Origin of the sequence: Nocardia mikamii NBRC 108933, from assembly GCF_001613505.1 — a bacterium.
Lineage (GTDB): Bacteria > Actinomycetota > Actinomycetes > Mycobacteriales > Mycobacteriaceae > Nocardia > Nocardia mikamii.
Map to the genome: position 1 here is coordinate 142900 of NZ_BDCM01000015.1, position 16013 is coordinate 158912.

At 70.7% G+C, this 16013-nt stretch carries 9 protein-coding genes; 6 read left to right on the forward strand and 3 right to left on the reverse strand.

Annotated elements, in window-relative coordinates; translation table 11 throughout:
• Positions 1 to 7: 7 nt before the first annotated feature.
• Complete coding sequence (locus NMI01S_RS25430; RefSeq protein ID WP_245717018.1) at positions 8 to 1876, reverse strand: dynamin family protein; 1869 nt, start codon at positions 1874 to 1876, stop codon at positions 8 to 10.
• A gap of 53 nt (positions 1877 to 1929) precedes the next feature.
• Positions 1930 to 5124, reverse strand: a complete 3195-nt coding sequence (locus NMI01S_RS36285; RefSeq protein WP_063001226.1) for an IniB N-terminal domain-containing protein — start codon at positions 5122 to 5124, stop codon at positions 1930 to 1932.
• A gap of 433 nt (positions 5125 to 5557) precedes the next feature.
• Here NMI01S_RS36285 and NMI01S_RS25440 point away from each other — a divergent pair, with 433 nt between their 5' ends.
• The 6 genes from NMI01S_RS25440 (at position 5558) to NMI01S_RS25465 (ending at position 14958) form a co-directional block, all read left to right on the forward strand.
• A complete protein-coding gene (locus NMI01S_RS25440) occupies positions 5558 to 7165 on the forward strand; it encodes an Hsp70 family protein (protein ID WP_167669937.1) in 1608 nt (535 codons plus the stop codon).
• Between the two features lie 6 nt (positions 7166 to 7171).
• The gene (locus NMI01S_RS25445; RefSeq protein WP_245717019.1) at positions 7172 to 9691 is read left to right on the forward strand and encodes a LuxR C-terminal-related transcriptional regulator; all 2520 of its coding nucleotides are present in this window, start codon (positions 7172 to 7174) and stop codon (positions 9689 to 9691) included.
• Positions 9692 to 9727: 36 nt separating this feature from the next.
• A complete protein-coding gene (locus tag NMI01S_RS25450; RefSeq protein ID WP_174554571.1) occupies positions 9728 to 10882 on the forward strand; it encodes a hypothetical protein in 1155 nt (384 codons plus the stop codon).
• A gap of 167 nt (positions 10883 to 11049) precedes the next feature.
• The gene (locus NMI01S_RS25455; protein ID WP_063920855.1) at positions 11050 to 12441 is read left to right on the forward strand and encodes a S1 family peptidase; all 1392 of its coding nucleotides are present in this window, start codon (positions 11050 to 11052) and stop codon (positions 12439 to 12441) included.
• 165 nt (positions 12442 to 12606) lie between these two features.
• A complete protein-coding gene (locus NMI01S_RS25460; protein ID WP_063001230.1) occupies positions 12607 to 13953 on the forward strand; it encodes a S1 family peptidase in 1347 nt (448 codons plus the stop codon).
• 123 nt (positions 13954 to 14076) lie between these two features.
• On the forward strand, positions 14077 to 14958 hold the full coding sequence (locus NMI01S_RS25465) for an NRDE family protein (protein WP_063001231.1): 882 nt from the start codon (positions 14077 to 14079) through the stop codon (positions 14956 to 14958).
• A 100-nt stretch (positions 14959 to 15058) separates the two neighbouring features.
• Here NMI01S_RS25465 and NMI01S_RS25470 read toward each other — a convergent pair whose 3' ends face one another.
• Positions 15059 to 15817, reverse strand: a complete 759-nt coding sequence (locus NMI01S_RS25470; protein WP_245717020.1) for a DUF8020 domain-containing protein — start codon at positions 15815 to 15817, stop codon at positions 15059 to 15061.
• Positions 15818 to 16013: the final 196 nt, after the last annotated feature.

Below are 16013 nucleotides of genomic sequence, written 5' to 3' on the forward strand. Positions count from 1 at the left end.
CCGTGGGTTACGACTGCGCCCCGCGGGCATGACGTCCGGACGCACCCGCAGGCGGCAGCATCACATCGGCATGACGCCGCAGTTCTGCCACCACGCGCAATTGCCGCTCGAGTTCCGCGCACCGCTCGGCGCGCTGCGCGTTGGCCACTCCGGCGGCGTCCTGCGCGGCCTGCAGCGAGTCGTTGATCGAGCGCAGGCTCCGGTCGGCGATTCCGGTGAAATGATCGCGCAGAATGCGATGAATGCGATGCAGCCGGTCGCGCGACTCCTTACCCGCCTCGAAACTCACATCGTCGAGGTAGCGGCGCACCGCCATCTTCGCCTCGCTGCGCTTGCGGGCCAGCCGCTCCCGTTTGTCGTCGCGAAACGCCTTGCCGCCCAACAGCACACCCGCGCCCAGTGAGACCGGATTGATCAGGGCCAAGCCGGCGACCGTACTGGCCAGACCGATCATCACCATGCCGCCGTAGGAACCACGCATACCGACGAGCAGTTTGTGGCCGATGCCTAGATCCGGCTCGAGATCGGCCAGCGTCACCGCCGCCACCCGCGATTCCTCCAACTCCGAACCCGACCGCACCGCGGGCAGATCCACCGCCCCGAACTCCAGGAAGTGCTCGGCTACCCGCTCGGCCAAGTGGATGGCGCGATGATGCGTCCACAGCAGATTGTCGCCGATGGCGGTGTCGGTCGTCTGCATCAGCCACTGTTCCAGCTGCTCCCACAGCCTGCCGGGGTCGTTCTCGTCGACCCACTCCTCGGCGGTTCTGCCGATGGCGCGCAACCGATCTCGGAGATCATGGTCGATATCGCCGGCCAGATCGGTGATGCCGTCGCCCAGTGTCTGCTGCCAGGCGGCGGTCCGGCGATGCAGCTCCTCGGCCTGCGCCTTGGCGGTGCGCAGTTCGCGGATGGCCGCCGCGCCGCGTTCGGGGTCACGCAGAGCGACCAGCTCGCTGCTCAGTGCCAGCGCGAGATGCTCTGCGGCGGAACAGATATCGAGCGCCACCGCCCGCTGCGCCGCCGCCTGGTCCCGGGCGACCACCTGTTCCCGCAGGAAGTCGAACAGCACACCGAACCCGGATTCCCGGCCCAGCTGCTGGTCCTGTAGCCGCATGGCGTGGCTGCGCAGCAGCGCCGATACCGGAATGATCGGCAACGCCAGGCGATTACGTTCCAGATGCGCCTGATCGGCCTGCAAGACCTGACGCCAATGCGGATACAGGTCGATCTTGCTGAGTATCAGGGCAACGGCCGGGCACAATTCGCGCACCTGCCGCAGGAAGTCGACCTCCGGTTCGGTCAGTTCGGTGGAGGCGTCCGAGAGCACCAGCACCGCGTCGGCGGCCGGGGCCAGGGCGAGAACCGCCGCGGCCGTGGCGGTCGCGTGGCCGCCGACCGGCGGCGTATCGATGACGACGATTCCGTCGGCCAGCAGCGGATTCGGCAACTCGATCTCCACCCGCGCCACCCGGCCGTGCGGAGACTGCGGCGTGACGGTGTGAATATCGCTGAGCGGCAACGAGATCCGCCGGTTGTCGCGCTCGTCACCGGACGGCGTGGTGATCACGATCTCGGCCCGGGCCTGCGGGCCGTGGGCGAGCACGATCGGCACACCGGTGGTCGCATCGTCACCGACCGGGCTGATGTCGAGATTCAGCAGCGCGTTGACGAATTGACTCTTGCCCTGATTGCCCAGGCCCACCACCACGATGCGGCGGCGAGGGTCGCGGATCCGGCCGGCCAGCACCTCCAGCCGGCCGACCAGATCGTCGCGATCGGCGGTGCGCGCGGCGGTGATGGTTTCGGCGAGAATCCGCGACAGCGGTGAGGCAGCCGCCTCCGGGGCGGTGTTCGCCGCGACCATACTGCTCATTTTCTCAGCACCCCAACCTGTTCGTTACTCGATCCGGTATTTCGCCGCTACCCTCAGTGCAGCAGTCCGCCGGTGATGTCACCGGAGGCGTGCGTATCGGTGACGGTCGAGGCGTGGCCGGACGCGTCGCCGAACAGGCTCGAATCGGTGTGACCGCCGGTGTCGAGCCCGCCGGACAGCGAGCTGTTGCCGCCCGCCGCCAGGGTGCTGTCGATTCCACTGTGCGCGGTTCCGCCCAGGGCGCTGTCCACGCCGCCGCCGATCCCCGAGGTGCCGACGCCGGAGATGTCGGTCCCGACGCCGCTGCCGAACGCATGCGACACGTCGACACCGGACCACGTGCCGGCGGCCGTACCCGAGAGCGCCGACGAAGCATCCGTACCGGCGTGCAACCCCGAATCGACCGAGCCCGCCAGACCCGAACCCGCATCGGCACCAGCGTGCAGTCCCGAATCGGCCGCGCCCGACAGCGAGGTCGACAGACCGCCCGCACCGTGCAAACCGGATTCCGCCGTACCGGACAACGAGGTGCCGAGGTCACCGGCATTGTGCACACCCGACGCGGCGGTCCCGGACAACGACGCGCCCAGGTCGCCCGCACTGTGGACCGCGCCCGTACCCGCGCCGGACAACGACGTACCCAGGTCACCCGCACCGTGCACGGCCGACGCACCGGCTCCGGAGAGCGAGGTCGCCAAGTCACCGGCCGTGTGGACTCCCGCATCGGCCGATCCGGGCAGCGAGGTTCCCAGGCCGGTCGCGCCGTGCACACCGGACGTCGCCGTACCCGACAGCGAGGACGACAGATCCCCGGCCGCATGCACACCCGAAGCCGCGGCCCCGGACAGATCGGCGCCACTGTGCACCGCGCCGCCGAGACCACCCGACAACCCGGTCTCCAGCCCGGTAGCGCCCTGCGCCCCCGAGGCCACCGCCCCACCGAGCCCGGCTCCGATGCTGGTGGCACCCCCGAGCCCCGCGGCAGCGTTCACCGCACCGCCCAGCCCGGCACCAGCATTCGCGGCACCGCCCAAGGCACCGCCCAGTCCGGCACCGGTGTTCGCAGCACCGTTCACGGCACCACCCACTCCCGCACCAGCATTCGCGGCACCGCCCAGCCCGGCACCAGCATTCGCAGCACCGCCCAGCCCGGCACCAGCATTCGCAGCACCGCCCAAGGCACCGCCGAGACCCGCACCAGCGTTCGCAGCACCGTTCAGGGCCCCAGCGAGACTCCCACCTGCATTCGCGGCACCGCTGAGCGAATCACCCAATCCCCCAGCCACATTCGCCGCTCCACCGAGCGCACCACCGAGTCCGGCCCCCGCTTCGGTCACACCCCCGAGAGCTCCACCGAGGTCTGCTCCAGCCTGCGTCGCACCACCCAGATCGCCGCTCGAGTGAACCGCGTCCCCGAGCGAACCCTCCAGCCCCGCACCGGCATTCGCGCCCCCGCCCAGCGCCCCCCCGAGACCCGCGCCAGCGTTGGCCGCACCACTCAGTGCACCGCCCAGTCCGGCACCGGCGTTGGCGGCACCTCCCAGCGCGCCGCCGAGCTCGGAACCCACTCCGGTCGCCGCCCCCGCAGCACCCGACAATCCCGCACCCAAATCGCCAGCCGCATCGAGCGCACCGCCAAGACCGGCACCGGCCTCCGCCGCACCACCCAGCGCTCCGCCCAGACCGGCTCCGGCGTTGGCCGCACCCCCGAGCGCGCCACCCAGTTCGGAGCCCACCCCGGTGGCCGCACCCGCAGCACCCGACAACCCGGCACCCAAATCACCCGCCGCGTTCAGCGCACCACCGAGACCCGCCCCTGCGTCGGCGGCACCACCCAGGGCGCCACCGAGGCCAGCGCCGGCCTCCGCCGCACCACCAAGGGCACCGCCCAGTTCTGAACCCACCCCGGTCGCCGCACCCGCAGTACCGGACAACCCCGCACCCAAATCACCCGCCGCGTTCAGCGCACCACCGAGACCCGCCCCTGCGCCGGCGGCACCACCCAGCGCACCGCCGAGACCCGCGCCAGCTTCCGCCGCGCCACCCAGCGCTCCTCCAAGACCAGCTCCGGCATTGGCGGCACCGCCCAGCGCACCACCGAGATCAGCTCCGGCGTTGGCCGCACCACCCAGGGCACCGCCCAGTTCCGAACCGACCCCGGTTGCCGCACCCGCAGCATCCGACAACCCGGCACCCAAGTCACCAGCCGCGTTCAGCGCACCACCCAGCGCACCTCCGAGGCCCGCGCCGGCTTCCGCCGCACCACCCAACGCACCCCCGAGGCCCGCGCCGGCTGCTGCCGCACCGCCCAGGGCGGCACCGAGGCCGGCGCCGGCTTCCGCCGCACCGCCCAACGCACCGCCGAGGTCGGCGCCCAGTCCGGTTTCGAGTCCCGTGCCGAGTTGCCCGCCGGCGTTCAGCGCGCCCCCGAGGGCGCCTCCGAGCGCCGCGCCCAGGCCGGCGCCGGCTTCGGCTGCGCCGCCGAGTGCTCCGTTGAGTTCGGTTCCCAGACCGGCGCCGGCTTCGGCCGCACCGCTCAGCGCTCCGCCGAGGCCGGCACCGAGGCCCGCAGTGGCTTCGGTCAATCCTGTTGCGGCGGAGGCGATTCCGGCTTGGATACCGGTTCCGATTTCGTCGGAGAGGTCGGCGCCGACCTGCGCGACGGTGTCGGCGGCGCCTTCGATTCCGGCGGAGAGGCCGAGATCGGTGCCGGCGGTGCCGGTTCCCGAGAGCCCGCCGCCCAGGCCGACCGCGACCCCGGTCAGGGCGCCCAGTCCGGCGGTGAGCCCGGCCGCGGCGCCCGCGCCGAGCGATGCGGCCGCGCCCAGACCGGCGGACAGCCCCGCCCCCAGGTCGGCGCCGAGTCCCGCGCCGAGACCCAGGCCCGCACCGGTCTCGATTCCGGTTTCTCCGCCGAGCGCGGCCCCGGCTCCCAGGTTGGCTTCACTGATCGCCCCCGCTTCGCCGGCCAGGCCGCCCGCGAGCCCACCACTACCGCCGGCCGCCGCGCCGAGTCCGCCACTGGCGGCCGCCCCGCCCCCGGCCGCCACGATGGCGGCAAGCTGCGAGCCGCCGGTGACCAGCGCGGATTCGGCGACCATCGGCGCCACGGCGGCGATATCTTCCGGCGTCACCGCCTCCAGACCGGCCGCGCACAGCGACTCGGTCGGGTTGGTGCAGTAACCGACGGCGGCCTCGTGGTCGCGTAACAGGTTGAGGATGAATTCGAGAATGGCGTTGGGGGTCATCGCAGATCGTCTCCTGGATCGGCGGACCATCGTGTCGATCCGCAGCAGTCGAATTGCCTTTCACGCTAAGAACCTCCGGCGTTACGCGAAACGGGGCGAATCCCCTGATTTCCGTATCGGTGCCGATAGGGGATTCGGGAGCATTAGGGGACTTTCCCCGAACCTTCCGGATCAGCGGTAACGACGGCCCCCCGGCAACCGACAGTGGGATAGATCGTGACGACCGTAAATATTCGTGACGACCGCAAATACCAACGACAGGGGTTCTCGAATGACTCAGGGCCTGACGCTCGGCATCACGGTCGGGTCGTCGCGCACAGTTGCCGCGACCGGCTCCACTTCCGCGAGCGCCGACCCGGAAAATGTCTCTGTTCACATTCGTCGCCACCGCTTCGGATCGGCGCCCGAATTGTCGGAGAATCTATTGTCCCGCGTGGGCGATCCGGTCGATATTCTCCTGCCCGACGGCTCCTCGGTCGCTGCCGCGGATCTGGTCGCCGAAACGATCTCCCAGGTCGTCGCCGATTTCGATCCGGATTCCGCGGTCGCGACCATGCCGGCGTGGTGGCCGGCACACATCGTCGACGCCCAGCGCCGCGCGCTCGACCGCGCCGGCGCCGAGGCGGTGGTCCTGGTCGCCGAACCGCTCGCCGCGCTCCGTTGGCTCGAGGCGAGCACTCCCTTCCCAGCCGATACCCCGGTCGTGGTCTACGACTCCGGCGCCACCGGCACCACGGTCTCGGTGGTCGGTTCCGGTCCACACTCGGGACTACTGGGCGAACCGGTTCGCTCCACCGAGGTCTCCGGCGCCGAATTCGATCTGCTGACGATGCGCTACGTGCTGGCAAATGCATTGGGAGAAACGGATTTCGATCCGTTCGACCCGGTTGTCGAACGCGAATTGTCGATACTGCGAAACCGGTGCGCCGATGCGAAACACCGGCTTTCGACCGACACCGCCACGGTGGTTCCGGTCCGCTTGGCCGGTATCGCGCGCGATGTGCGCCTGGTCCGGGACGACGTGGAGGATCTGTTCCGCGGTCCGCTCGCGGATTCGCTGAGCCTCGTGCACGAGGCGGTGCGGCGCGCGGGGTTGGGCGTCGACCAGGTGGGCCGGATCCTGCTCACCGGTGGTGGCGCTTCGATCGGCCTGCTCACCGAACTGCTTTCCGGCGAGTTCGCGATCCCGATCGCCCCCGTCGCCGACCCCGGTTCGCTCAGCGCGCGAGGAGCGAGCTTGCTCGCCGCGGACCTGTACACCGAATCGCGGCGTCATGCCGCCGCCCTGGCCGTACCCGATTTCGAACCCGATTTCGCTGAGCCGCAACCGGTGTCCGACGACGCCACGACCACGGCCCTGCCGGCGCTCAGCGACCGGGCCACCGTCGAGCCGCCGCCGGCCGATACCGCGCCGTCCGGAACCAGCCGGTGGCGCCGCGTCGCCTTCATCGCCGGCGCCGCGATCGCCGTGGGCGCGATAGCCACCGGCACCCTGGCCCTGGGCACCGCGGGAAGCCCCTCGAACTCGTCGCCCTCCCCCGCCGCGGCGACGTCCGCGGCTCATGCGGCCGCGACCTCGGCCGGGGTCGCCCCGGCCGGCGCCACCGACCCCGCGCATCCGACGGCGGGGAACCCGGTGACGGCCGCGAACCACCCCGGCACGAACCACACCGGCACGGCCGCCGACAACTCCGCGGGGACCCCGGCCGCGGGCACGGCGGCGGCGAACTCGCCCGCTCCGAATTCCCCGGCGGCGAATGCGCCCGCACCCGAATCCGCCGCGGCGCCCGCACCGAACGCTCCGGCGCCGAATTCCCCGGCGCCCGATTCCCCCGCGCCGAACAGCCCCGCACCGCAGGCGCCGCCACAGGTGCCGGTGCAGACTCCGTCGGCGCCGTCGGCTCCCTCCCAGCCCACAGTGCCGAGCTCGCCCGGCGGCTCGTTGGGCAATGTCTTGAACAACGGACTCGATCAGGCGGGTAACGCAGTCGACACGGCCGTGCAACTCCCAGGCCAAGTGCTGCCCCACAAAGGCAACTGAGGATCGGTGACAGTGGTCGGCAACCTCGCGGTCGCATTCGGCGCCATTCCGGGCGCGCGGGAGATTCTCCGGGAACTGGATTCGGGCTCGCCGGATCCGCTCGTCTACCTGATTCGGGGGCGGTGCGGCACCGGGAAGTCCACGCTGCTCGCCGCCGTCCGAAACAGGTTGCGGCGCAGCGGTATCGGCTGCTTCGACGATGTGAGCGCGACCACCACGCCGCCGGACACCCGCGCCGCCGTGGTCGTGGACGACGCGCATACCCTGGACCAGTTGCAGCTGGAAAAGCTCTGTGCCGCTGTGGAATCGGATTCGCGCACGATCATCGTCGCGACCCGTCCGCAACCGCACGACACCGCCCTGCGCGCCCTGGCGGACGCGGTGTCGCGGCGCGGCCGGGTGGTCGAACTGCGCCCGCTCGGGACCGCCGATATCGCTCCGTTCGCCCGCGAATTGGGGATGACCGTGCCGCGCGCGGTCGCCGACCACGTCCACCGGCACACCGGCGGCATCCCCGGCGGTGTGGTGGCGGCGCTCACGGCGGCCTGCGCCACCCGGCTCGAGGACGGAATCGAGGCGGTCGATCAGGCCGTGACCTCATGGGCGCGAACGCTTCTCGACGACACCGAACCGCAGCTGCTCGAGGTTCTGACGGTCGCCACCACCGGCGCCGGCCTCGATCCGGGCGAGCTGGCCGAGGTGCTCGGCACCGACGAGGCGACGGCCGTCGGACTCGTCGACCGGGCCCGCGCCGGTGCCCTGATCACCGACGCCGACCTGTTGCTGAGTCCCGCCATCGAACCGCTGCGCACCCTGGTCGGCGAACGGCGGTTCGTCTCGATTCAGCGCCGCCTGCTCACCGCCCGGCTCGAGGCCGGGCTCCTGCGCGACCACACGGCCCTGCAGCTGGCCGAATCCGGGGTCCGCGACGAGCGGCTCGCCGAATTCCTCCGCGCCGCGGCCGACAACGCGGGCGGCGAGGCGAGTCGCTACTACACCGCCGCCGTGGCCAGTGGGTACGAGGCGCGGCGAATCGCCGTCCCCCGCGCCACCGCGGCCGTATTCGACGGCGACGACGAATCCGCCTTGCGCTTGGCCGAACCCGTTCTCGCGCGCACCGACGCCGAACCCGCGGAACTCGCCGCCGCCGTACGGATCTGCGCGAGCGTCCAGGCTCGCCGGGGGCTGATCGGCCGGGCCGTACAGCTGTATTCCTGGCTCGGCACGACCCGTACCGGCGCCGACTGGGCGACCGCCGCGGCGGTGTTCCACCTCGCCGGAGCGGTCGGGGACGCGCGGGCGGTGTCGGGTTCGGCGGCACAGTGGCCGCCCACGGAAACCAATGCCCGCACCGGTCGGTTCGCGACCGCGCTGGCGCAGAGCATCACCGGCGAATCCCGCAGTGCCGCGACCTCGGCCGCGGCCGCCCTGATCCAGCTGGCCCGCACCGCGGCGCCGGAGGACCGCCTGCTGCCGTGCGCTCCGGTCGCGCTGGCGACGCTGCTGTGCCTGAGTATGGGCGAGCCCCGCCGCGCCGCCGACGCTCTGCACGGCACCGATCCGCACGATCCGCAGATCCGGGTGCTGACGGCCTGGACGGCGATGCTCGGCGGCGACGAACAGACCGCGGCGAAGACGGTCGCGGCCGTCGACACCACCGCCCTGCCGCCGCGCGATCGCCTGCTCGCGCACGGCGTCCTGGTCGGGCTGGCCCGCCGCGCGGGTGATCACGGTGTCCTGCTGCGCGCCTGGGAGGCCGCCTACCCGACCTTCGACGAGGTCGACGCCGACCTGCCCGCCCTGCTGCCGATCGGTGAACTGTGGCTGGCCGCCATCCGCCTCGGTGAGCAGGAGCGGATAACCCGTTTGGTGGAGGCGGCGCGAGATGTGCTGCGCAGCGCGGGAAATCCCCCGGCCTGGGCGAATGTGTTCCACTGGTACGAGATTCAGGCCGCGATCGCACACGAACGCCCGGACGAACTGATGCCACCCGCTCGACTGCTCAAAACGGCTGCGCAGGCGGGTGATCCGCATGCCGCGATCCTCGCCGACGCCGGACGCACCTGGGTGCTGGTGCTGCGCGGTGAGGTCGCCGAGGATCGGGTGACGGCGGCGGTGCGACGCCTGGCCGCGATCGGCATGGTCTGGGATGCCGCCCGCCTGGCCAGTGAGGCAGCGTTGAGCGCCGGCGATCCCGCCACCGCGACGGCCCTGTTGAAACTGGCCCGGACGGTGCGCACCGGCTCCCGGCCCTCGGCCGCACCCGAGCGGACCCCGGCCGCCCCGCGCGCCGCGACGACCCCCGAACCGGCGGCGGCCGCCTCGGTCCTCAGTGAACGCGAACGCGAAGTGGCCGAACTGGTCCTGCTGGGCCTCACCTACCGTGAAATCGGGGCTCGGCTGTACATCTCCGCGAAGACGGTGGAGCATCATGTCGCGCGGATCCGGCGTCGAATCGGAGCCGGGTCGCGCTCGGAGTTATTGTCGATGCTCCGCGCAATGGGACACGGTTCGTTACTCGTGTGATCGGCGCGCTCGAAACACCGAAGCGAGGTATTGAGGATGGCCACAGGGGTGGGCCTGCGGATCGCCGAGGACGAATGCGTCGCGGCGATCGTCACCAGCGGTGGCGAGACCGACGAGACGCCCGAACCCCTGTACATCGCGCGCGAGTCGGTGCTGCACATGTCCGACGACGGCGACACCGCACTCGGCGGTGAGGCGCCGCCCGGCCATACCCACTCGATCACCGGATTCGTCCGCGCGGTCGGCGATCCGGCCGGTATCACCGTGGACGACGGGGAGGCCTACCGCGCCGAGGATCTGGTGGCGACCGCGATGTTCTGCCTGATCAATCTGGCCGCCGAACATCTGAACGGCCCGGCCGAGTTCTATGCCACCCATCCCGGTGACTGGCCGGCCGAACATGTACGCGGTTTGCGCGAGGCCCTCGACTACCTCGGGCTGCGCTCGGTGGTCCTGGTCAGCGAAGCCGATCTCCCCGCGGCCGCCGACAGCCGTGGCTACGCGCGCGACGCGGCCCGCGAGGCCTTGGCGGCCGTGCTCGCCACCCCGGCCGGCACCACCCCGCCCGATCCGGCCGCGGCCGACAACGCCCTGGTGTCGACCGACGTTCTCCCCGCGGTGCCGGCCGCCTCCGCCACTCTGCAGGCGTATTCGGCAGCGGTCCCGGTGCAAACTCCGGCGGCGTCGACACCGGAGGCGACGGTCGCGGTCACCAAGGCGGCGCCGGCCACCGCGGCGGCGCCCGCACCGAAGAAGAACCGCCGCACCGCAATTCTGATAGCTGCGGCCGCGGCGCTGGCGGGACTCGCTCTCGGCGGCGTCGCGGCGGCGATGATGCTGCGCGACGGCGAGGCTCCAGCCCGGCTACCCGCCACCGTTTCGGGTGCGGCCGAGGCCCCCGCACCGGTGACGACCACCGTCGTTTCTCCCCCGCCCCCGCCCCCGCCGCCACCCGTGGTCGCGCCGGCACCGGCGCCGCAGGAGCCCAGCGAAACTCCGACGACCACGCCACCACCGCCGTCGTCGCCGACCTCCGTCACCCAGACGCCGACCACGACGCTGGAGACGACCACGCGGCGTCGGCCCTCGACCGCCCCTCGTACCACCACGACCGCGCCCGACCCGTTCGACGAAGTGCCGGGATTCTCGTGGCCGTCGAACGTTCCGCAGCCTTGGGATACCGGCTCGTGATGATTTCGTAGCGAAACTCACGCCGTTGTGCCCTAAAGTGATGCGCTGACCGGTCGTACCGGACTTTGCACCGGGCGGACGGTCTGCTTGATGGTCGAGGGCTGTTGCCACCCAATGGTTTACCGCCCACGGGTGGCCGGCACGTATGTGCCTGACGAAGGGACTCCATGCGCAAGTTGGCGGCGCGTCGCGCCACGGTCGGACGCGCCTCGGTGGCACGCGCGTCGGTGAAAACTGCTGCTGTCGCCCTCGCTTCGACCCTTCTGCTCGGCCCGTGGATCGCCACATCGCCCGCGCTCGCCGATCCGGCGCCCGCCCAGTCGGCGGCCGACCAGCTGCCGCCGGAACTGGTGCAGGCCATCGGCCGCGATCTGAAGATGTCGCCCGCGGAGTATCTGGACCGCGCCGCCCGCGCTCAGCAGTTGCGCGACTACGCCCGCGACTTCCGGTCCTCGCACCCGCAGGCCTTCGCCGGTGCCTGGCTCGGCGCCGACGGTAAGCCGGTGATGGCGGTGACCTCACTCGACGCCGCGCGCATCGCCAACTCCGCTGGATATCAGACTCGCCTGGCACCGATTTCGGCCGACAATCTGGAGAGCTCACTCGACCAGCTCGTCAAGTGGATCGGCGGGCTGCCGCGGGAACTGTCGGCCGGAATCAATTCGGTCGCCATCGATTTCCTGAACAGCCAGCTGGTGCTGAGCGTCGCGAACACCCCGGCCGGTCACCTGCTGAACCTTCCGACGCTGATCGCCAACGTCAAGGTCGTGCTCTCGCCCGACGGGGGCGGCCCGGTCGAGCATCGCCCGATGGCCGGTGATACCTACATCAGCGCACCCACCTCCCTCGACGATTCCGCGCTGAAGTCGGTGGACGTCTGTTCCTTCGGCTTCAACAGCATCGACGCCGCCGGCAACGCGCTGAACATCAGTGCCGGACACTGCGATCCGAATGTGGGCAAGGGCGACTCCGAGGCCGGGGTCTACCTGCCGAACCTGCGCAACCTGAAGGCCAGCACGCAATTCGGCACCTTCGTGAAGGCGCAGCTCGGTGGCAGCACCGGACTGGACTACTCGGTGATCAAGCTCAACGAGCGAGCGATCACCGCCGGGATGGACCAGCCCTCGGTGCGCGGCGCCAACGGCACCACCCTCACACTGACCGGAATCGCCGAGCCGATCACCGGCGCCCCGATCTGCAAGTCGGGCCAATCGTCCACCTTCACCTGCGGATTCGTGGTCGCCGACCGGGTCGAGACGGCACTGTTCACCGCCGAGGGCGAATCCAAGACGGTGCGCGGCTTCGCCAGCTCGGCGTGCACCCTCGGTGGCGACAGCGGCGGCGCGATCGTCTCGGGCACCCTCGCACTGGGCATCACCAGCGGTTCCAACGCCGCCGACGCACCCGATTGCAAGGCCGCCAACATGGATCTGGCGCAGTACGGCGGCACCGCCACGCTGGGCATCCCGATTCGGCAGATCCTCAGCGATATCGACGCCAATTCCGGTGGCGGCCTGGGCGCCGGCATCACGGTGCGTACTCGCCCGAACGCGGGCTGACGATCTCCCGTCGCGCCGAGGGGCACGTTCGCGGGTGCGAACGTGCCCCTCGGCGCGATCCGGGCCGGGTGAACAGCGAGTATCGTTTTCCGGTATGCCGGGTGTGCGTTCGGCCAAAGTCCGCGACAAGTAGGCATAGCCGCGCAAACCCCATATAGTCGCCTCATGCTCCTGCCACGCATCCGACTTTCGTCCGCCGCGGGACGTGCCCCGCGCACCCGCCTCCGCAGCGCGGCCGTCGCCGCCTCGGCGGCGGTTCTGGTTCTCGGGCCGCTCGCGGCGACCTCTTCCGCGGACCCCGCGCCCGCCCCGGCGCCCGCTCTGCCCGCCGAGCTGGCGGCGGCGGTACAGCGCGACCTGAAGATCTCGCCGGAGGAGTATCTGCACCGCGCCGATGTGGCGCAGCACGTGGCGGCGTTCGCGGCGACCGCACAGCGTCAGTTCCCGCAGGCGTTCGCGGGCGCGTGGCTCGACGATGCCGGTAAGGCCGTAGTGGCGCTGGCTCCGGGCCAGGGCCTCGACGATGCCAAGAAGGCCGCTCAGGACGCCGGATTCGGCGTGAAGGACGTGGCCAAGAGCCAGACCGTGCTGCGCAGCGAGAAGAACGCCTTCCAGCAGTGGCTGTCGGGCCAGCCCGAGGGGGTCGCGCAGGCCGTGCGCGGTGTCGTGATCGACACCGTCAACAACAGCATCGCGGTGCGCGTGGACAAGGCCGGCGTGCCGATGCCGGGCTTCGTCGACCCGGCGCACGTGATCGTGATGGCGGCTCCCCCGGTGGGCCCGCCGGAGTCGGACCCGCAGGTGAAGCCGATCGCCGGTGAGCAGCCCAACGCGCCCCGCGCGGGCGGCGACTCCTACGCGTCGGTGGCCGGCAAGATGCAGCTGGTCTGCTCCACCGGCTTCAACGGTGAGGACCGCAACGGCAACCCTGTGAACATCACTGCCGGACATTGCGATCCGAACATCCCGGCCGCCGGTACCGCGAACGCGCCGGGCATGTTCGAGCTGCTGCCGGGCAACCACGTCGGCGCCCAGCTGGGCTCTTTCCAGAAGTCGATCCTGGGCAACCAGGACTACTCGATCGTCTCGATCGATGCCGGTAGCCGGGATCGCTTCGCCAACAACCTCGTTCGGGTGCCGGGCGCCGCGCCGATCGCGATCACCGGTGTTGCCGACCCCGTCGTCGGCGCCCCGGTGTGCAAGTCGGGTTCGCGCACCGGCTTCAGCTGTGGTGTGGTGAACGCGGTGGATCAGACCGTCCAGGTCGGTGACCGCGATCTGACCCAGTCGTTCTCGGCGAACATCTGTGCGCTGCCGGGTGATTCGGGCGGCCCGATCGTCACCGGCACCCTGGCCCTGGGCATCTCCAGCGCCTCCTCGGTGGCCGACTACCCGATCTGCGAGATCCCGAACCTGATCGGCGCCCTGACCGGTGATGCGCCGCAGCTGTTCGCGCAGCCGGTGAACCAGGTGCTCTCCGACAACCCGGGTCTGCGGGTTCGCACCAACTGAGCGCTTCGAGCATCGTCGAGGGCCCGGCAGAAATGCCGGGCCTTCGTCGTCTCCGCGGGATGGACCCGTCCGCCGGCTGCCGTCCCGATGCCGTGTTCACCCCGGCGGGTGCATGCTGGAGTTATGTGTCTGGTGTTGATCGGGTGGCGCGCGCATCCGGAGTATCGGCTGATCGTGGCGGCCAATCGGGACGAGTTCTACACGCGCCCAACCGAATCGATGCGATGGTGGCCGGAGCGGCCGAATATGCTGGCCGGACGTGATCTCGGAGCCCCGGACGGTGTGCCGGGCACCTGGCTGGGGATCGTTCCCGAAGCCGGCCGTTTCGCGACCGTCACCAATGTGCGGGGCCCGGCCGAGAAGCGCACCGATGCCCGCTCCCGCGGCGCTCTGCTGATGGATTATCTGACCGGCTCCGCGGCACCGGAGAAGTTCGTTCGCACCGCTGCGGCCGATCTGGACGACTACAACGGTTACAACCTGGTCGTCTCCGATCTGGAGACGCTGTGGTGGCACAGCAATCGCAGCGAGGCCACTCCGCTGGCCCTCCCGCCCGGAGTGCACGGGCTGTCCAATGCCGCCCTGCTCGGCTCGGCCGCACCCGGCTCCGAACGGCCGACGGGCATCGCGGACCGGCACATCGCGGAAAGCGCGAGCGACGTGCATACCTACACCGGCGCCACGGCGTGGCCGAAGGTGCGCGACGGCGTGCGCGCGCTGGGCGCGGTGGTCGGTTCGCCGGCGGTGGAGGACTATTTCGACGTCCTGTCCGACCGCACCATCGCCCCCGATGCCGAACTACCGCACACCGGGTTGCCGCCGGAGCAGGAACGCTCGGTATCGGCCCGCTTCGTCGCCAACGACTGGCACGGAACTCGCTGCAGCACAGTGCTTTTGGTCCGCGAGGACGGTCACTTCGAGATCGCCGAACGGTCCTTCGCGGAATTCGGGAAGCCGCTCGGCGAGGTGAGCTACACGGGTCGGCTGCGGATGCGCGCGGACTGACCGCCGCAACGACAACCGCAACGACAACGGCCCGCCTTCCGCGAGGAAGACGGGCCGCATACGTCCCGGAGCCGGCTGATCACCGACTCCGTGCCGCGAATTACTTGGCCTGCTGCGGCTGACCGCTGGCGGCCGCCATGGCCGCATCCGACCACTGGGTGGTGCCGTCGGCAGCCTGCATAGTGTTGACCAGCTCGACGCCCGCGGCGACGAGAGCAGGGCCGCCCACGGCGACGGTGCCCACGATGCCGCCGACGCCCGCGCCGGTGACCAGACCCGGGATGCAGCCCGCGACGATCGTGACGACACAGCCGATCACGGCGCCGATGGCGGTACCGACGAAGCCACCGATCGCGGTCGCCAGACCGAACTTGGTGGCGAAGTCGCTCATCGCGCGCTGGTTCTCGATCGGCGAGGCGACGTCCTTGGCGACCAGAACCGGCTTATCGGCCTGGATCGGCGCCTGCTGGTCGACCTTCGTGTCGGCGACCGCGGCCACGGGGGCGGCGGCAACCGGCTTGGTCAGGTCGACATTGCCCGGCTTGTCCGGGGTCAGCTCGAGCACCGTGCCGTTGTCCTTGAGCACGGGCTTGATCGGAATCTGAACGCCCGCGATCCGGTAGTCGATCGGCATCTCCAGGGCGACATTGCCGGCCTGATCCTTGATGTCGACGACCTGCTGCTTCTGATCAGGAGTCGTGCCGTGCTTCTCCACGAGCTCGAACGTGCCGTTCTTGAGCTTGGTGACGACCGTCTTGTCGACCAGTTTGGTGGAGTAATCGATCCCCGGCTTGGCGTCGGCGGCCGGAGCCGGGGCTGGTGCAGGGTCGGCGTTGGCAGTTCCCAACGCCACGGTCATTGCGCCGATGACCATAGCGGCGACCGCAGTACCTCTGCGGAGCTTCATTCGGTTTCCAATCCGTCATCAGGGTTTGCCGCACGCAACTTCTCCGCGAGAGCCCACGCATCCATCAGGCCATCAACCCCGACTTCAAACCTGACGGACCTCCCCGAGCAGTGTGAAGGTGCACACAGCAAGCAGGACGAGGTGAGCT